Genomic DNA, 18,814 nt, shown 5'->3' on the forward strand with positions numbered 1-18,814 from the left:
TCATGACTGACGCAGCTGACCGTGCCGACCTCGCCGGAATCGTGGTGGATCTGCTGGCCCAGGATGAGGCCGTCCACCGCATCGTCAACCACGCGCTGCGCGGCAAGGCGGAAGCGGATTCCCGCCCGGCGGCGCTGTCCGTGGTCTCGGCGAATCTGGACCATATTGTGCAATTCGGCCACGGCGGGCGCTGGCAGGGGACGCTGGGCGATTCGCTGCACCCCACCTGGCCCTTGCGCTGCCTTCCCGACGCGTTCGAGGCCCCGGCCATGCAATGGCTGAACCTGCTGGACGGTGCGCCGCTGGTGCTGCGCGCCAAGCAGCTGACCGGGCGGCGCTGGCCGCGCCTTGCCGGCAGCGACCTGATCGGCCCGATCCTCGATGAGGCCGCAGCCCGCGGGCTGCGGGTCGGATTCCTCGGCGGGCAGCCGGCCATCCAGGCGGAACTGGCCGTGCAATTGGCGCAGCGCCGCCCGGAGCTGCAGGTCTGCGGGTTCTGGGCACCCCAGCGCCAGGACATCGAGGACGAGGGCCGTTCGCTGCGCCTGGCCGAGCAGATCCGCGCAAGCGGCACCGAGATCCTCGTGGTGGGCTTGGGCAAGCCACGCCAGGAGCTGTGGATGGCTTCCTACGGCGCGCTGACCGGCGCCAGCGTCCTGCTGGCTTTCGGTGCCGTGGTGGATTTCCTGGCCGGGACGGTGCGACGCGCACCGCAGCGGGTCGCTGGGAGCGGATTGGAATGGGCCTGGCGGCTGGGGCTGGAGCCGCGCCGGTTGGCGCGGCGCTACCTGGTCGATGACCCTCCGGGCCTGGTGGCCCTGCAGCGCCGGAGCAGGCTGCTTGTTCCTGGCACCCGGGTTCAGCCCCTGCCCGAGGCACCCCGGCCCGTACGGCCGCTGCACCAGGTCGGGTCCGGCCGCTTCATCACCGGCCGGGGTATTGCCGATGTGGCGGTGCTTGCCGTCACCTACAACAACGCCGATTCGGTGGACCAGCTGATCGGGAGCCTGCGCGCCGAAGCCAGCGGCCTGCGGCTTCGCGTGGTCATCGCCGACAACGGCTCTTCGGACACCACGCTGGCGCAGCTAAGCGGGCACGATGATGTCATCGTCATCCCCACCGGTTCCAATCTGGGCTATGCCGGCGGGATCAATGCGGCCCGCCGGCACGCCGGGGACAGCGCCGCGGTGCTGGTGCTGAACCCCGATCTGGCCGTGGGCCGCGGAGCCATCGGCAGCCTGCTGCAGCGCCTGCGGCACAGCCGTGCCGGGATCGTGGTCCCCCGGCTGCTGGAAGCCAACGGACGGACCTACACCTCCTTGCGCCGCGAGCCGAACGCGGCCAGGGCCGCCGGGGATGCGCTCTTCGGCGAGCGCCTGGCCCAGCGCCCGGGCTGGGGCTCGGAAATCGACTACGATCCCGAGAGCTATGCCCACCCGCACCGCATCGACTGGGCCACCGGGGCCGCTTTGCTCATCGACTCGGCACTGGAACGCCGGCTGGGCCCGTGGGATGAGCAATTCTTCTTGTACTCCGAGGAGACCGACTACTTCAAGCGGGCCCGGGAGGCCGGGGCGAGCATCTGGTACGAGCCCGCAGCGCGCATGACCCATGAGATGGGCGGTTCCGGGGCGTCGGTTCAGCTGGAGTCGCTGATGGCGGTCAACCGGATCCGCTACGCCCGCAAGCACCAGCCTGCGCGCACTGCGGCCCTGTTCCGCACAGCGGTCATTGGCCATGAGGCCTTGCGCAGCTGGAAGCCCGAGCGCCGCGGGATCTTGCGCACCGTGGTGGATGAGCCGTCCTGGGCCACCCTTCCGGCCGCTTCGCCCGGCGTGCAGCCCGCCCGGCAGTTCCCTTCTGGCACGGTGATCATCCCGGCGCACAATGAAGCAGCGGTTATCGCCCGGACCCTGGAGCCTTTGCAGCCGCTGGCCCGGGCCGGGCTGGTGCAGGTCATTGTCTCCTGCAACGGGTGCACCGATGGCACCGCGCAGATTGCCCGCGGCTTCGACGGGATCCAGGTCATCGAGGCTTCCGTCTCGTCCAAGGTCGCGGCGCTGAACAAGGCCGATGCCCAGGCAGCACGGTTCCCGCGGCTGTACCTGGACGCGGACATCGAAATCGCGCCCAGCGCCCTGCGCATGGTGTTCGAGCATCTGGCCACGCCGGGAATGCTGTCGGCTCGTCCGGCCTTTGCCTACGACACCACCGGCGCCTCTTGGCTGGTCAAGTCGTTCTACCGTGCCCGGCGGCGGATTCCCGGCACCAACCAGGCACTCTGGGGTGCCGGGGCCTATGGGCTGAGCCGGGAGGGGCGGGCCCGCTTTGCTGATTTTCCCGCGGTGCTTGCCGATGACCTGTTCATCGACCAGCAGTTCACTGCCGCACAGAAGACGGTGCTGCCCACCGTTCCGGTGCAGGTGAAGACCCCGCGCACTGCGCATTCGCTGCTGGCCATCTTGCGCAGGAACTACCGGGGGCAGCGTGAGCTGCACCGGGCCAACGCGGCGGAGCCGAGCACGCGTTCGACCCTGGGCCAGCTGCTGGCTTCGGTTTCCGGCCCGTTCTCGGCCTGGGACGCCCTGGTGTACGCCGGCATGGTGGCCTTGGCCCGGACCCCGAAGAAGCCCGCTGCCGCCGGGCAACACGCGGTGTGGGAGCGCGATGATTCCAGCAGGCAGGCTGCCTAGGCCCGCCGTGCGGTGCAGTGTTTTGCCCTCGCGCCCCTACGCCGGGGACCGGCGCCAGGAGACGAACTTGTGCAGGCTCATCGCCCCGGCGAAAGCGGTACCCAGGGCCAGGGCCAGCAGGACCGCCAACGCGTACTTGGTGCGCACATCCACATAGCCCACGGGAATGGTCTGCGCTACCCGTTCGGTAGTGATCTGCGAGGATTTCCAGATGCCGGCAGCCTGCTGCGGTTCCTTGGCCAGCGCGGCGATCTCCTTCGATATCTCGGCGGCCCGCTGCTCGGCGGCTTCCGGCGTGCTCTTGACGATCTCCACGGAGAGCTGGGACTTGTTGAAATTGGTTTGCCATTGCCCGCCGGCATCCGGCAGGTATACCGCTTCGGCATCGTGCAGGCCGGTGCCGTACAAGGGCGCCCGCACGGGGCGGATATCGGCTTCGCGGTGCTTGTCCTGGTAGATCCGCTGCACCAGCGCCGCGTAGTGCACGGTGGATGAGGCCTCGGTGCGCAGCGCGTTGTCCTTGGTCGCTCCCGGCGGAGCCTGGAACACGACGTCGAACTTCGTGTAGTACACGCCCGTGGCAGCACGGACGTTCAGCCCTGCCGGGATGAACGCGGCCAGGATCAGCAGCACGGCAAACCACCAGCGCAGCACCACGAACAGCAAACGGCGGATCCGCCGCTTGGTCAAGCGCGGCGGCTCCCCCGGCCCGGCCGCCGCCATCAGCGGTGCGGCGGCCAGCTCCTGCGAGATGTTCCAGTGCGCGCCGGCCAGGCCCAGCATCAGCGAAAGCATGCCCATGGCCTGGGGGAAGTGGAATGAGTCGAAGAAGGCGCTGAGCAGTGCGGCGGCCAGGATCCCGGCGCCAATGGCCGGCCCCAGGGCGGCGATCTTGCGATCCGTACCCCACGGCCGGAAGATCGTGCAGGCGGCGCTGATGAGCACCAGGGCGATGAAAGCCAGCACCCCGAGCACCCCCAGCTCAATGAGCAAGCCGATGTACTGGTTGTCGAATATCCGGTAGTCCGCAGTCATGGTGCCCAGTCCGCGTCCCAGCCACGGGGCAACCATCAGGTACCCGGCAATCGACGGGTAGCTGGAGGTGCGCGAATCGATGCTGGAGTCGGGGCCGGAGAACATGCCCATGATGGTTCCGGCAAGCCCCGGGACCGCCACGTACAGCACGCCAAGGCCGGCAAGTCCCGCGATCAACGCCATCTTGCGCACCCGCGGGGACCAGGTGGGCACCAGCACCAGCATGGCCACCGCGATGCCGATCAAGGCAGAACGCGTCACCGAGAGGATCGCCGCGCCGCCGATCAGCGCGGATGGAAGCCATCTGGCCACGGTCTTCTGCCCGGTCCTGTATATGGCCAAGGTCAGGGCAACCGGCAAGGTCGCCGAAAGCACCGAGGCATACTCCAAGGCGTGCCGAGCGGTCGCTTCGGGGCGGATGAAGCCCGCTCGGGAATCCACCCCGCCGGTCCCGGCACCGGACAGTCCCGGGATATCGATCTGGTCAACGAAATTCAGGCCGGTGAAGAATTGGACCAGGCCCAGCAGCGCGTAGACGCCGCCCAGCCAGGCCACCCGTTTGAGCAGGAGCAGGAACCGCTCGCGGTCCCGCAGCCCGTCATTGGCCACCAGCACCACCCCGGCGAAGCCGGCGATCTTGATCAGGTTCATCAGCGCGCCATTGCTGTCGACGAAGGGCAGCGCCAGCTGCGATGAATTGACGTAGCTGGCCAAGACCATCCCGATGAAGACGAACAGGGCAATGCGGATGATCTGCAGCCTGGGCGCCTGCTCGACACGGATTCCGCGCACATGGTGCCAGACCCACCACAGCAGCATCGCCAAGGCGAAAAGCGTGGAAGGAGACCCGGCGGCACCCAGCGGGCCGATCCCCCGGTCGGAGGGAACTGCCAGCAGCAAGAACAGGTAGGCGGTCAACACCGTCGTGGCATCGATCCGCTTCACGGGCCGTGGTTCGAATTCGCGCAGCTTCTGCCTCAAGCCCCCGGCCGGCCCGCTAGCCTCTGAGGCGAGCACGTTCGCTTCCACGCTTCATCCCGGTCTCGGACCCGGTGCGCCCAGGTTCCTGCTCCACCGGCTGCACGGAGGACTTCAGGGGCTGGATTGGAGCCAGGCTTCCTGGCCCTTCCTGCACCGCCAGCGATCCGGTTCCCCTTCCCAGCTTCCGCAGGGCACGGCGCTTCTTCAATGCCAGCAGCATGCGATCGAGCAGTCCGGCGCCCAGCAAGGAGGCGCTGATGCCGCCCAGTGCAACGAAAGCCGTGAACTGGATCTGCCGTTTGCTGTTCGGCTCCGGCACCTGGTCCTTGGACAACGCCATGGAGGTGATCACCGAATTCTCCGGCACGTCCAAATCGGCCTGCAGGGTTTTGAGCGTGGCGGGAATCGAAGCCAGGGTGTCCTCGAGCAGGGATATGGTGTCCTCGGCTGTGTCGGCAGTCACGGTGATCGCCGCGATGGGACCGGAAGTGGTCGCATCCTTGGCAATGGCGACTTCAGCTCCCTGGTACTTCTCCACGATCGGAGTAATGACTTCCGGGGAGGTGGTCTTCACCTGGAGCACGCCCAGCGCCTGGTCCAGCCCGCCGAGGTAGAGGTACGGATTGTCCCCCACCGTCACCGCGACCTTGGGCGGAATGAGCACCACGCTGCCCTCGGCCTCATAGGTCGGCTCGATGGCATTGAAAATGTAGTAGCTGCCCAAGCCGGTAAGCACCAGCCCCAAGACCAGGATGTACCAGCGTCTGAGGCAGCTGAAAAGCAGATCACGTAAAAACATTGTTTCCCCCAATTTTTGTTTTCACCCGGTGCCGGCTTCCCCAGGCCTGCACCTGCAGCCCATTGTCCGGGCTGATGGGCAGTAGATCAATGGATCCGGGCTCAGCGCCGGGCAGGAGAATACTTCCCTGCCCATTCCTTGGCCCGTCCCAGCAGGTCCCGGCCGCCCAGGGCGACGATCGCCTCCTTGGCGCTGCGGCGCAGAACCTCCTTGAGCACGCGGGCAGGACGCAAGATGAATCGCTCCCCCAGGCTCTCCCAGCCCCGCGGCGCGGCGGCATCGTGCAGGCCGCCGGCAAAGTCCCGTGCGTAGGCCCCCGGCCCCACCCGCCGTCCGCGAACGCGGTTGCTGACATTGGATCCGTGGATCACCTGCAGCCAGCCGGGCTTCCCGCCGATGCCGATGACGGGCAGATGCTCCGAAAGCTTGTTGTGCCAGTCCATCCAGCAGGTTTCAGGCTCGCTCCACGGAGCGGCCACCGAGCAGAAGGCGTTGAACGGGTCCTGGCGCAGGTACAACCGGTGCCCGCGCTGGATCAGCCCCTGGCCGATATACAGCGCCGCGGGGCCCGCATCGGCTACGGCATCCTGCACCCTTTGGACGAAGTCCAGGCACAGTCCGTCATCGTTGTCCAGGTTCGTGGTCAACAGGACCTCACGGGATCCCGCACCGGCGGCCCTGAGGTCGTGGAGCAGCTCTGCTGGCGAAACCGATTCGCGGAACACCGGGATGAAGCTCCGGTCCGCGCCCAGCTGCCCGATGCGCTCCTTGAGCCACTGCGGGCTGTGCGGATCGAAATAGATCACCCAGGTGAAATCCTTGCGCGTCTGCTGCCGGATGCTGGGAAGGCAGTACTTCTCGAACAGCTCCTGCCGGCTGCGCAGCCAGCCATCCTGGGCGCGGACCAGGCTCTCCACCCCCTTGGAGGGGAGATTGAACCGGGTCAGGATGATGTGGTCGATAGTCGGTTTCATAGCTTCACCTTGTAGACGTGGTAGCTGTACTCGTGGTCGAAGGAATCAACGAAGGCCCCGTTGTCCACCGGGATCTGCCGATCCTCGAAAAGCACTTCAACTGTTCTGCCGGAAATCCCTTCCGGCAGCTGGAGCTGCAGCTGGCCCGGCTTGGCACCCGGGGCAGGCATGGCAAAGACATACGCATGCCCCTGGTGCACCTTGAGCATGGTGTCTGCTCGGGCATTGAATTCGAAAGCCAGGGATTGGGTGTTGATCACCTGCGCCAGCTGGTGGATCTGGTTGTTGACGATGCGCGCGGCGTCAACCTGCCGGGCACCGCAGTACCCGACGTGCACCTGCGCCATGCGGAAGACGTTGCCGCCCTTGCACGGCCCGGAAAGCGCCTGGTTGAAGTACAGGATGCCGCGGGCCTCATGGATCACCGAGTTCATCACCGCGCCGCGCAATTGCCCGGCGCCGATGTAGCCATCGAAGGCGGCCTCGTTGTCGGTTCCGCCCATGTTCTCCACGAACTGCCACAGCGGCTGCAGCTTCCCGTCCTGGGCATCGCGTTGCCGCAGCGCGTCCATGGTCTGCCCGTAGCTGGAGGCCGTCCGGCAGGATTCCTGCTTGACCGGAACCAGGGAGACATCGCGATAGGGTTCGGCAGCGCAATGCGGGATGGTGTACCAGTACTTGTCCACCGACACCACGTCGGTGAAGCCGTTGACGTACTTCTGCGAGTCGCTGGCCGCCATGTCGTTTTCCAGCACCATGTAGGTGAAGTTCGCGTACTTGAACAGCCCTTCGGGCACCTCGGAGCTCAGCTGCGCCAGGTGCCGGCGTCCGGCTTCGGGCTCGAACCGGCCGTCCACCTCGTCATCGAGGATGTACCCGACCCAGCTCGGGGTGTTGGCGTGGAAGGTCCCGTTGATGGCACCGCCGATCCAGTACAGGCCGTTGGAATCGAGCCAGGCCGCGTCGAAGCTGGCCGGCATGCCGATGTACGTGTTGATTCCCAGGGCCTTGTCGAAATCCACTTCTTCCTGGCTGGAGATCCCGTTGTACCAGGCCACAATCGGGAAGAACGACGGGTCATCCCAGCCGGCGGCGTCGGCCCGGGCAAATTGCTTCCAGTACTGCGGGCCGCCCTCCCACGGGATCTGCTCCAGGCCCAGGGGCCCGATGCTCGGCGGCGGCGGCTCGGCCTGCGAGCTGGTGCAGCCGGCCAGGGCGCAGGCCGCGGCCAGCGCCAGGGCGAACATGCTTTTCATGACTGCACCTTGATCCTTCCGATGAGGCTCGCTGCCCGCGCCTGCCAGGAATGCCCGTTGGCGAAGTCGATCCGCTGCTGGCGTTCGCTACCCTGCGCGCCGCCGGTCGCAAGCTGGCCTGCGAGCTCCACGAAATGCCCGGGAGAACCGGCGACACGGATGAACGGGGTATCCAGCCAGCGGACGGCCGGGGAATCGTTGGAGACCACGGCGAGCCCGGCGGCAAGGTAGTCCAAGGTCTTCAACGGGAAGCTGGCCTTGTTGAATTCGTTGTCCAGATAGGGGGTGATGCCCACCATGGCGCCAGCGAGCAGCGCGGGCACCTCGCCGGGCGCGACTTCTCCATGCCAGTGCACATTTTCGGCGGCCAGGAACCGGTCCAGGCCTGCCGCGGCCACCGGGCCGCGCTCACGCCTCGGGCCGATCACCTCGATGGGCAGCCCGGAGGCGGCCAGCTGCTTGAGCACCTCCATATCCAGCCGCTCGTTCAGCTGGCCCAGGAGCACCACCTTGCCATTCGGTTCCGGCGCCGGGCCGCTGCCCTGGCCCTGCGGATGCAGGACCGTGCACCCATTGGGAACCACCTGCACCACCGCGTTCGAATCCACCTCGTGCAGCACCTGTTCCAGGTACGGGGACACGGCGCTGACCTGGTCGGCCGCGGCCAGATTCTTGGCGAGCCTCCGGCGCACCTGCCGGGGGCTAAGGCCCATCATCGCAGCGCCTTGAACCCAGTCATCGGTCACATGCAGCAAGCGCTCGCCGGTGGATCCGGCCGGGAATTCATCGCGCGGCGAGAGCAGCAAGGTGGCCTGCACGCGCAGCCCGAGGCGGCGCTGTGCCCGGAACATGGCGGCATCGCGCAGCGCCCTGGCCAGCCGGTCCAGTCCCGGACGGGTGAACCCGGGGGCGACCAGGTAGCGCAAGCGGATGATCGACTCCTGCAGCTGGTCCAGATGCGCGAAGCCGGCCCCGGAGGGCCGGTGCACCCGGGCTGGGCCGGCGAAAGGCACCGGAGGGTCCACCCACAGCACCTGGCAATGCTCCGACAGGGCCTGGGCCAGGCGGTGGTCGGTGCCCTGGGTATCCTCCCACCGGGTTCCCGGGATGACCACTATGGCATCGCGAAGCCCGCGCATCAGGCACGCACCGCAGGCCGGCCGGACGCCCCGGCCGAACGCAGGGCAGCCGTGGCGTTGAAGTCGTCGGCGGCCACGCTGCCGCGCATCCGCGCGGCCAGCCGGGAGAACTTGTACCGGGCAAAGCGGGCGGCGGCCAGGGTGTACTCCGCGCCCAGCCGGTTGCGCCCCTGGCCCTGGGCCAGCACCTGGCGGTAGAACTGCACCTGGCGCCGGGCCGATGCCTGGAGCGAGAAACGCTCAACCACCACACGGCGCGCGAAATCGCCCAGGCGCTGGCGCAGCGCCGCATCGGCCAGCAGCGGGCGCAGCTGGGCTTGGAGCGCATCGGCTCCCTGCCCGCTGCCCGCTCCTGCCCCGTACCACCCCTGGAAGAGGAATCCGGGCAGGGAGGATTCATCCACCACGCGCCAGAACCCGCTTTCGCCCTGGACCACCGCCGGCTTGCCGAAGGCCATGGCCCGCAAGATCGAGCCGCCCATGCCCAGGACGATATCCGCCTTCTGGTAGACCCAGCGCGGGTCCTCCAGTTCCCCGGTGAGCACCACGCGCAGCTGGCCGGTGCGCCTGTTGGCCGCGGCCGCGGCGGCAGCCACCTCGCCGGCCGCCGGGCCGCCGCCGGCAATCACCAGCTGCACCGGTTCCCCGCCCTGGATGCGCCCGATGACCTCGATGGCCCGCAGGATTCCCTCGAGCTTCATTTCGCGGGCCAGCCGCGAAACGATCGCGATGGTCAACCCGCCGTTGCGGATCCCCCAGCGCTGCGACATCTCGCGCACCGGCAGCTCAAGGCCCGGCCGGTTCAGCCGCGTGTCGATGGGCGGTTCCATCAGTTCCACCAGGGCGCGTCCGAAATCCCGTTCCGCCGCGGCAATCTGCTCCGTGCCCACCAGCAGCGGGGTGTGCGTGGGAATGAAGGGGGCCACGGACATCGACAGCACGGTGCTGACCGCCGTGGCCGGGGCATCGAAGCACGCCAGTTCCGCTTCCAGGCTCGGAGGCCACTCATAGCCGTGGACTATGTCGATGCCGCGCTGGGCGATGGCCCGCTCCAGGGCCTTGACCACCTTGCGGCTTGGACGGCGGCCCGGCTCGGGCAGCTCGATGAATTCCAGGCCGAGTTCGCCCACCTTGGCGCGCAGGCTGCCGTGCTGCCCGGCAACCGCCACGTCGTGGCCCAGGTCCTTGACGGCAGCTGCCAGCTCGATGGCGTTCAGCTGGCTGCCGCCCAGGTTCATGTCGTGCGGGTAAACCAGGATCTTCATGATGTTTCCTCCAACGTTTTCGCCCGGGAAATCCCCCGCAGGCTGGCCAGGTCCCCTCGGCGCAGGTAAATGAGCCCGGCCATGGTGGCCAGGCACAGGCCGCCCACGGCCAGCAGGCCCAGCAGGGCATTATCAATGGACGCCACCAGCATCCAGCCCGCGGCTCCCAGCCCCAGGCCGGCCAGCACCGGCAGCCACAGGCGGGCGGACAATGCGCCCGGCCCGATGCCCAGGGAGCGCAGATTCCACAGGTACAGGGGCAGCATCACCCCAAAGGCCACGGCCGCTTGCGCCGCCGCCACCCCGGCCAGACCGCCGAAACGGGCTCCGGCCAGCAGCGACGGGATCAGCATCAGCAGCCCGATTCCCTGGATGCGCAGGATCGCCGTGGTGCTGCCGATCACCACGATGTAGTCGTAGGCCAGTTCGCAGAAGACCTTGGACAGCGCGGCAATGACCAGCCAGCTGAGCACCGGCGCCGCTTGGCTCCAGGCATCGCCGTAGACGAAGCGGACCAGCGGCTCGGCCGCCACGGCCAGCGCAATGAATGCCGGGATCGTGGCGCAAGCGATGATGCTGGACAACGCGATGATGAATTTCTCCAGCCCGGCGCGGTCCTGCGCCAGCGCGGCGAAGGTTGCCGGGGCAACGCGCCGCAGCGGCTGGGAGACTATCGACAGCGGCCAGCTGGAGAGATTGAAGGCCAGCACGTACAGCCCCAGCGCGATCGACCCGAGCATGGCGCCGGTGGCCAGCTGGTCCGCGTAGCCGATGGCGAAGACGATCATGCTCGAACCGGCCAGCGGCAGGCCGAACTTCAGCAGCGCCCCGGCCGATGCCTTGTCCCACCCGAAGCGGTAGGGCAATGGCGAGGCCCTGAGGAACATGATGGCCGAAATGATCCCGCCCAGCAGCCGGCCGATGGCCAGGGCCATCGCCCCGAATCCCGCCAGGGCCAAGACCACCGAGCAGATGGCTCCCACCCAGACGTTGGCCTGGTCGATGCCCATCCGGGTGCGTTCCTCGAATCCCCTTTGCAGCAAAGCGGCCGGGGCCGCCACCGCCCCGTTGACCAGCACCGAGACGATCAGCAGCCTCACTACCCAGGTGGCCGAGCCATCGCCCATCAGCGCGGTGAAGGACGGGGTGGCAAGCCACGCCACGGCGCAGAAGATGGTGCTGCCGATGACCGAGATCGTATTCACCGTGGGGGCAATCACTGCCGGATCGCCGGGCCACCGCACGATGGCCAGGCTGACCCCGAGCTCGTTGAAGCTGAGCACTGCCATCAGCGCCACCAGCGCGATGGCGAAGGTGCCGAATTGCTCCGGTCCCAGGATCCTGGCCAACACAATGCCGATGCCCAGGGTGCCCAGGCGCGAAACCAGCGTATTGCCCAAGGACCAGGCAAAGGCTCCCGAAGCGGTCAATGCGCGCGCAGCCCGCGGGATCTTCGGCTCCCGGAGCGCGCCTTCCCCGGCCATGGCTACAGGGCCCCGGACAGGGCATCGGCCACGCGCCGCTGCTGCTCGGGCGTGATATGCGGATACAGCGGCAGGGAAAGGATCCGCGCGGCGGCCCGCTCGGCTACCGGGAAGTCCCCTTCCCGGTAGCCCAGGTGCGCGAACGCCTGGGTCAGGTGCACCGGCTGCGGATAGTGGATTGCCGCTCCGATGCCGGCCGCGTGCAGCTGGTGCAGCACCCGGTCGCGGTCCGGCACCTGCACCACATACAGGTGCCATGCGTCCTGGTTGCCCGGTGCCTGCACCGGCAGCTGCACCCCGGGCAGCCCGGCCAGCAGCGCGGCGTAGCGCCCGGCGGCCTGCCGGCGCGCGGCGTTCCATGCGGCCAGCCGTTCCAGCTTGGCGCTGAGCAACACCGCCTGGATGGCGTCGAGCCGGGAGTTGCGCCCGATCACCTCGTGCTCGTACTTGACCCGGCTGCCATGGGCCGCGAGCAGCCTGACCCGGTCGGCGAGCCGGGCATCGGCGGTGAGCACGGCCCCGGCATCGCCGGCGGCGCCCAGGTTCTTGCCCGGGTAGAAGCTGGTGCCGGCGATATCCCCCAGGGTGCCGGCGCTGCGCCCGTGGCGGGTGGCGCCCTGGGATTGGGCGGCATCCTCGATGATCCTGGCCCCGCACGAGCGCGCGATCGGTTCCAGCTGTTCGACGAAGGCGCTCTGGCCGTAGAGGTGCACCGGCATGATGGCCTTGGTCCGAGTGGTCACGGCCGCAGCGACGGCCGCCGGATCAATGAGCAGGTACTGCGGATCCACGTCCACCAGCACCGCGCGCGCCCCGGCCAGGTGGATGGCCTCGGCGGTGGCAATGAAGGTGTTGGCCGGGATGATCACCTCGTCGCCTTGGCCGATGCCGCAGGCGCGCAGCGCCAGCTCCAGCGCGTCGGTGCCGTTGCCCACGCCCACGCAATGGCCGCCGCCAAGGAACGCGGCATACTGCTGCTCGAAGCCGGCCACGGCGGCGCCGCCGATGAACGCGGTTTCGGCGAAGATCCGGGCCAGCCCGGCATCCACGGCGCCTTGGACCTCGCGCTGCTGCGCTGCGAGGTCCACCAGCGGGATATGCCGCTGCGTTGCGGTTCCAGTCAATGCCATTGCGCAATTCCCTGCCTTGAAAGTATGTGGTGGATGTACGGCGGTGTGCCCGGTGCCCGGTGCCATGCGGCGCCCCTAGCCCGCGGCCCTGGAGCCGTAGAGCTTGCGCGCCGGGGATCCGGCCCAGGTCTCGCCGGCCGGGATGTCATGCAGCAGCGCCGAACCCATGCCCAGCACCGCATCAGCGCCCAGCGACAGGTTCTCGCGCACCGTGGCGTTGGAGCCGATGTACACCCGGTCGCCCAGCTGCACGGAGCCAGCCAGGGTGGCCCCGGCGGCCAGGGTGGCATAGTCGCCCAGCCGGTCGTCATGGGTGAGCATCGCATGGGGCATCAGCACGCTGTGCCGCCCGATGGACACATCGGCGGTGGCCACGCATCCGGCCAGCACGATGCATCCCGGGGCCAGGCGCGTGCCGGCCCCGAGGAACGCCGAGGCATGCGCATGCGTGGCATAGCGCGAGTCATCCAATGCCAGCCGGCCGGCGATCGCAGCCCGGTGCCGGCCCTGCCCGGCGCAGAGCAGCAATTGCTCGGTGCGCCCCCGGGCCAGCTCGAGTCCCCCCAGGACCCGGACCGAGCCCATCATGTTCCCGTGCAATCGGGCATTGTCGTCGAGCACGCCGGCCACCTCGTGGTCCCCGGTGGACTCGATCGAGGCCAGGGTCTCGCGCGCCAACCCGCTGGCGGCCAGCAGCAGTACCCGGGCCATCTCACTCGCCGCCGGCGGCGGCCAGCGCCTGCGCGAGCACGCTGGCGATGACCCGGTCCTGCTGCTGTGCATCCAGCTGGTGGTAGAGCGGCAGGATCAGCGTATTCGCGGTGAGCCGCTCGGTCACCGGCAAGGCGGTGGTGGTCCCCGAATGCCCGGCGTAGGCCGGCTGCAGATGCGAAGCCATGATGCCGCGGCGGGCGGAAATGCCATCGGAAGCCAGCTGCGCCAGCAGCCCCTCGCGGTCCACCGGGAATTCCGGGCCCACTTCGAGCCAGAACGACTGGTAGTTCGAGGTCCCGTACCCCGGATCGGTGACGCACCTGAGTCCGGGGATGCCTGCGAAGGCCTGCTGGTAGCGGGCGGCAAGGGCCCTGCGGCGTTCAACCATCGCATCGAGCTTGCCCAGCTGCACCAGCCCCAGGGCTGCCTGCAGGTCGGTCATGCGGAAGTTGTAGCCGATTTCCCCATAGCTTTCCTGCGGGGCCAGCGTGGAGCTGTGCCGCTGCGCCGCCGAGGCATCCATGGCATGCTCGCGCAGCTGCCGGGCGCGCTGCGCCCAGCTGGCGTTGCCGGTGGTCAGCATGCCGCCTTCGCCGGTGGTGAGCAGCTTGCGCGGGTGGAAGGACCAGGTCGAGATGTCGGCGCCGACCCCGGCAGGGGCTCCTTGGTAGGTTGATCCTGCCGCGCAGGCCGCGTCCTCGATCAGCACCAGGTGCAGCTCGTCGCACAGCTGGCGCAGCAATGCCAAGTCCAGCGGCATGCCGCCCTGGTCCACCGCGATGATGGCGGTGGTCCTCTCCGTGAGCACCTCGCGCACCCCCTGCGCGGTGATGTTGCCGGTGGCGGCGTCCACATCGGCGAACACCGGGCGCGCCCCGACATAGGTCGGGGCATTGGCCGTGGCCACGAAGGAGAAGGACGGGACGATCACGTCGTCGCCGGTCCCCACCCCGGCCACCAGCAATGCCAGGTGCAAGGCGGTGGTGCAGCTTGAGGTGGCCACCGCGTGCGCCACCTGCTGGTGCTGCGCGAAGGCTTCTTCGAAGGCCGCGGTGCGCGGCCCCTGCGCGACCCAGCCGGAGGCAATGACCTCGGCTACGGCGTCTATTTCGGCTGTTCCCAGCCATGGTTTCATCACGCTGATGCGATCCATGATTCTTCCCCCAAAAAATCGTTGTCCGCTTACTTGCTGGCGCCGATTGGCTTGTGCAGCCCCCGGCCTGCGGCGACTTCCTCGCGCAATGGCTTCCACCATTCCACGAGCGCCCGCAGTCCCTCTTCCAGCCCGATGCGGGCTTCGAAGCCCAGGTCCTGACGCGCTGCGCTGGTATCTGCCAGGCGGCGGATTACCGAGTTCACCGCGCGTTCCGGCCCGTATTCGATGGGCAGCTCCGAATCCATGGCCGCCAGCAGCGTCCGAGCCAGTTCCGCCAAGCTGGTTTCCGTTCCGCTGGCCACGTTGTAGACGCCCTCGGCGACCGGGCTGCTGGCGGCCAGCAGGTTGGCCCGGGCGATGTCCTGGGAAACCACGAAGTCCATGGTCTGCGAGCCATCGCCGAAGATCAGCGGCGGCAATCCATCGGCAATGCGTTCCATCCACCGCACCAGCACCTCGGTGTAGGCGCCGTGCACATCCATGCGCGGCCCGTAGACGTTGAAGTAGCGCAGCATCACGTAGTCGATCCCGTACATGGCGCGGAAGGACTTGAACAGCCCTTCGTTGAAGGTCTTGGCCGCACCGTACAACGTGTCGTTATTGTATGGGTGGTGGCGTTCTGTGGTCGGGAATTCCTCGGCCATCCCGTAGACCGAAGCGCTCGAGGCCGCCACGATCTTCGGGACCTTTGCTGCCACCGCGGCTTCGAGCACATTGAAGGTGCCATTGACCATGACGTCCACGGCCAGGCGCGGTTCCTCGGCGCACTGGGTGATGCGGATGGCCGCCTGGTGGAAGACCATGTCCTTGCCCGCCATCACTTCGCGCACCAGCACGCGGTCGGCGATATCCCCCACATAGAGGGTCACCCGCCCGCTGGCCAGCGCGTTGCCGAGATTGCTCCGCCGCCCGCGCACCAGGTTATCCAGCACATCGACATGCGCGGCGCCTGCGGCCAGGAGCTGGTCGACAATTTCTGACCCGATGGTGCCTGCACCACCGGTGACCAGGAATCTCTTCCCGGCCAGGTTTTCAATGTTTGCGCTCATAGTACGTTCCCCATAACGAGTGTTTTCCGGTTGCTGGTGGCTTGCGGGATGGAGCCTGCGGTCAGGGACAAGCTGGCATCCTCGAGCACCCTGAGCACCCGCAGCGCCGAGGGCCCATCGGTGGGCGCGGGCCTGGATCCCCTGATGCTGGCGGCGAATTCCGAGACCATCAGCCCCAGCGGCTCGAATTCCGACAGCGCCGGCGACCAGGTATCCCCCAGGCGGTAGGAAATGGTGGCGCCCTTGCGGTCTTCGCTGTCGGCGCGGATCATTTCCTGGCGTTCCAGGTCCACCCCGCGGTCGAAGACCGTCAGCCGCTGCTGCGGGTTCAGGTCATCCCACACCAGGGTCTTCTTGCTGCCGCCAATGACCATCTGGCGGATCTTGGTGGGAGAGAGCCAGTTGACGTTGATATGCGCCAGGATGCCGCTGTCCAGTTCCATGGACAGGTAACCGATGCAGGATTTCCCGGCTCGCAGCGGGTCCGATCCCAAGGCGGTCACGTTGCGGGTGTTCAATCCACCGGGAATCACGAAGTCCAGGATGGACAGGTCATGGGGCGCGAGGTCCCAGAAGACATCGACATCCGGCTGGACCAGCCCCAGATTGATCCGCGTGGAATCAATGTAGAGGATCTCCCCCAGCTCCCCGGCGGCCAGCAGGTCGCGGATCTTGAGCACCGCCGGCGTGTAGCAGTAGGTGTGGTCCGCCATGAGAATTCTCCGGGCATCGGCTGCGGCCTGGACCATCTGGGCTCCGTGCAAGCTGTTGTCGGCCAGCGGCTTTTCCACCACCACGTGCTTGCCGGCGGCAATGGCCTGCATGGCGATCTGGTGGTGGGTGCGCGCCGGGGTGGCAATGGCCACGGCGTCGATGGCGTGGCTGGCCAGCAGCTCGTCCATCGAGCCGACCACGGCCGGGTTGCCGGTCTTGCGCGCCAAGGCTTCGGCGCGGGCCACATCCATGTCGCAGATGGCCACCAGCTCCCACTCGGTGCTCATCGCGAAATTGCGGGCCAGGTTCGGGCCCCAGTAGCCGGCGCCGATGACTGCTACGCGCAGCGCTGGGTGGATCAAGGTATCGGGTGCAACACTCATCAGTAGGCTCCATCAGGTTCGATCATCACGCGAAGGGTCCGCCAGATGATGCGCAAGTCGCTGAGCACGGTCCAGTTCTCTGCGTAATACAGATCCAGCCGCACGCTTTCTTTCCACTCCAGGTTTGATCGTCCGGAGACCTGCCATAAACCGGTCACCCCGGGCTTGGGCAGCAGTCGGCGGCGGGTGTGCCCTTCGTAGGACTCCACTTCGGTGAACAAGGCCGGGCGCGGTCCCACCACCGACATGTCCCCGCGCAGGACGTTGACGAACTGCGGCAGCTCGTCCAAGGAGTGCTTGCGCAGCCAATGGCCGCAGCGGGTGATCCGCGGGTCGTCTTTCACTTTGAAGAGCGGGCCTGCCCCCTGGTTCAGCTTTTGCAAGGCGGCCAAGCGCGCTTCGGCATCCTGGACCATGGTGCGGAATTTGATCATCTTGAATGGGCGCCCGTCCTGGCCGGCCCGTTCTTGAACGTAGAAGACCTTCCCCGGGCCGTCGCGCCGGATCAGCAAGGCGATCACCAGGAAAACCGGCGACAGGGCCAGCAAGGCGAGCACGGAAAAGACGATATCGAAGCCGCGCTTGAAGAAGTAGCGCGCCCCGGTGAACTTCGCCAGCTCCACATGCAGCAACGGCATCCCATCCACCGGGCTGGTGCGCACCCGGCGGCTTGCCACTCCGATGAGCGAGGAGGCCACGATGAGCTTGGCCCCGCTGCTTTCCAGCTTCCAGCCCAATTGCTGCAAGGCTTCGTTGCCTCCGGCCAGGGGCCCTGCGACTACCACCGAATCAGCGTGCAACCGGTTGACTTCCTGCTCGATGCCGCCGGTGTCATAGGCCAGCGGCAGGGTCGGATCGGCTTTCCGGATAGCGCGTTCGGCTTCCAGGTTTGGCGCTCCGTCCATCAGCACGCCGACCACCCGGTAGGCAGGTCCCGACTTCTTGGAAATCTGCCGGACTGCAAATCCAGCGTCATCCGGCTGGCCGTACACCAGCACATTGCTCAAGGCGTAGCCGCTTCGGCTGCGCCAGCCCAGCCACTGGCGCCAGGTCCACCTGCCGGTCAGCAGCGCGGACAGTCCCAGCGGCAAGGAAAGGAGCAGGAAGATCTTCAGGCTCTCCTGGCCGGTGAGCACGATCAGCACCCCCATGAAGCCGGCAAGCACCAGGCCCGAATAGACCATGATCTTGTATTCCTGCATCCCCACCGCGACGCTGCCCAGGCAATGGGCTTTGAAGGACCGCAGGCTGATCATCCAGGCTGCGGTGAGCACCAGCCCGGCCAGCACGTAGTAGTGCGTGCTGCCTGCAAGCTGCGGGTGCAAAAGCGAGCCCTGGGCTTGGGCGATTGCCGGCAAGGAGCTCGCCAGCGCAATCACCAACAAGTCAGTCCCGAATAGCCGGCGCAGATAGGCGCGGCCCTTGGCCCCGGCGGTGCCGGCTACCCCGATAATTGATGGACGCGCCAGCGTCCAGGTGCCCAGCGACGATACGCGTTCCTCGCGCAGCCTGCTGCTAATTTGCGACATGTCTTGTTCCCACCCTTGCTAGCGATTCGACGCAGCATGGGTGGTCGCAGACCGGCAACACAAAGCAATGCATCTGTATTCCCCCAAGAAATAAGCGAGTTCCCCAAAAACACAAGGCAATCACGCTGTCCCACGAGCCGGATTGCCGTTGTGTACCTTGAGCCTAAAGTGCAATGGCAGCCGATGCACGAGTGGAAGAACACCCAAAAGACCGCCCGCATTGCCCGTAACTACTCGCGTTGCACTTGGTTCCTACTCGCTTACTACTTGGAAAGATTTTGCCGGGAACGGGAAAACCCTGCATCGGCGCAGAGGGGTTGCCGATACAGGGCCTTTTCGGGAAGGGACCGGCGGTCGCGCTGGGGGTAATCCTCGCGGATTCGCTGGCCGCCGGCCCCGTTTCTGGGATGAGCTTCGCCGCCACAACACCGACCGCTGCCAGACAGATACGCACTCGTTTAGAAAAAGAACTCCTGCGTAATTCGCCAGCTCCCGCATTTCACATTACCCACC

The 18,814-nt window shown here is 67.3% G+C and carries 14 protein-coding genes; 1 reads left to right on the top strand and 13 read right to left on the bottom strand.

Annotated elements, in window-relative coordinates; all coding sequences use genetic code 11:
• Positions 1–2 precede the first annotated feature (2 nt).
• Positions 3–2,693 (top strand): WecB/TagA/CpsF family glycosyltransferase, encoded by a 2,691-nt coding sequence (locus ACRDT3_RS08100; RefSeq protein ID WP_431492485.1) that lies wholly within the window; start codon positions 3–5, stop codon positions 2,691–2,693.
• 36 nt (positions 2,694–2,729) lie between these two features.
• Here the strand turns inward: ACRDT3_RS08100 and ACRDT3_RS08105 are convergent, their stop codons facing one another.
• From ACRDT3_RS08105 to ACRDT3_RS08165, 13 genes are all read right to left on the bottom strand, one after another.
• On the bottom strand, positions 2,730–4,745 hold the full coding sequence (locus ACRDT3_RS08105; RefSeq protein ID WP_431492486.1) for an O-antigen ligase family protein: 2,016 nt from the start codon (positions 4,743–4,745) through the stop codon (positions 2,730–2,732).
• Complete coding sequence (locus ACRDT3_RS08110) at positions 4,726–5,508, bottom strand: hypothetical protein (RefSeq protein ID WP_431492487.1); 783 nt, start codon at positions 5,506–5,508, stop codon at positions 4,726–4,728. The genes ACRDT3_RS08105 and ACRDT3_RS08110 overlap by 20 nt, the downstream gene beginning before the upstream one ends.
• A 101-nt stretch (positions 5,509–5,609) precedes the next feature.
• Positions 5,610–6,482: a glycosyltransferase gene (locus ACRDT3_RS08115; RefSeq protein ID WP_431492488.1), complete on the bottom strand. Its 873-nt coding sequence runs from the start codon at positions 6,480–6,482 to the stop codon at positions 5,610–5,612.
• Entirely contained in the window at positions 6,479–7,738 is a 1,260-nt protein-coding gene (locus tag ACRDT3_RS08120) for a hypothetical protein (RefSeq protein WP_431492489.1), read from the bottom strand. The genes ACRDT3_RS08115 and ACRDT3_RS08120 overlap by 4 nt, the downstream gene beginning before the upstream one ends.
• Entirely contained in the window at positions 7,735–8,877 is a 1,143-nt protein-coding gene (locus ACRDT3_RS08125; RefSeq protein ID WP_431492490.1) for a glycosyltransferase, read from the bottom strand. Before ACRDT3_RS08125 ends, ACRDT3_RS08120 begins: the two co-directional genes overlap by 4 nt.
• The gene (locus ACRDT3_RS08130) at positions 8,877–10,142 is read right to left on the bottom strand and encodes a glycosyltransferase family 4 protein (protein WP_431492491.1); all 1,266 of its coding nucleotides are present in this window, start codon (positions 10,140–10,142) and stop codon (positions 8,877–8,879) included. Before ACRDT3_RS08130 ends, ACRDT3_RS08125 begins: the two co-directional genes overlap by 1 nt.
• On the bottom strand, positions 10,139–11,626 hold the full coding sequence (locus ACRDT3_RS08135) for an oligosaccharide flippase family protein (protein WP_431492492.1): 1,488 nt from the start codon (positions 11,624–11,626) through the stop codon (positions 10,139–10,141). Before ACRDT3_RS08135 ends, ACRDT3_RS08130 begins: the two co-directional genes overlap by 4 nt.
• Before the next feature lie 2 nt (positions 11,627–11,628).
• A complete protein-coding gene (locus ACRDT3_RS08140; RefSeq protein WP_431492493.1) occupies positions 11,629–12,756 on the bottom strand; it encodes a DegT/DnrJ/EryC1/StrS family aminotransferase in 1,128 nt (375 codons plus the stop codon).
• A 75-nt stretch (positions 12,757–12,831) separates the two neighbouring features.
• The gene (locus ACRDT3_RS08145; RefSeq protein ID WP_431492494.1) at positions 12,832–13,467 is read right to left on the bottom strand and encodes a NeuD/PglB/VioB family sugar acetyltransferase; all 636 of its coding nucleotides are present in this window, start codon (positions 13,465–13,467) and stop codon (positions 12,832–12,834) included.
• Between the two features lies 1 nt (position 13,468).
• Positions 13,469–14,623, bottom strand: a complete 1,155-nt coding sequence (locus ACRDT3_RS08150) for a DegT/DnrJ/EryC1/StrS family aminotransferase (RefSeq protein ID WP_431492495.1) — start codon at positions 14,621–14,623, stop codon at positions 13,469–13,471.
• Between the two features lie 29 nt (positions 14,624–14,652).
• A complete protein-coding gene (locus tag ACRDT3_RS08155; protein ID WP_431492496.1) occupies positions 14,653–15,675 on the bottom strand; it encodes an NAD-dependent epimerase/dehydratase family protein in 1,023 nt (340 codons plus the stop codon).
• Complete coding sequence (locus ACRDT3_RS08160) at positions 15,672–16,772, bottom strand: Gfo/Idh/MocA family protein (protein ID WP_431492497.1); 1,101 nt, start codon at positions 16,770–16,772, stop codon at positions 15,672–15,674. The genes ACRDT3_RS08155 and ACRDT3_RS08160 overlap by 4 nt, the downstream gene beginning before the upstream one ends.
• On the bottom strand, positions 16,772–18,301 hold the full coding sequence (locus tag ACRDT3_RS08165) for a sugar transferase (protein WP_431492498.1): 1,530 nt from the start codon (positions 18,299–18,301) through the stop codon (positions 16,772–16,774). The genes ACRDT3_RS08160 and ACRDT3_RS08165 overlap by 1 nt, the downstream gene beginning before the upstream one ends.
• Between the last annotated feature and the right edge of the window lie 513 nt (positions 18,302–18,814).

Origin of the sequence: Glutamicibacter sp. (assembly GCF_050701915.1) — a bacterium.
Lineage (GTDB): Bacteria > Actinomycetota > Actinomycetes > Actinomycetales > Micrococcaceae > Glutamicibacter.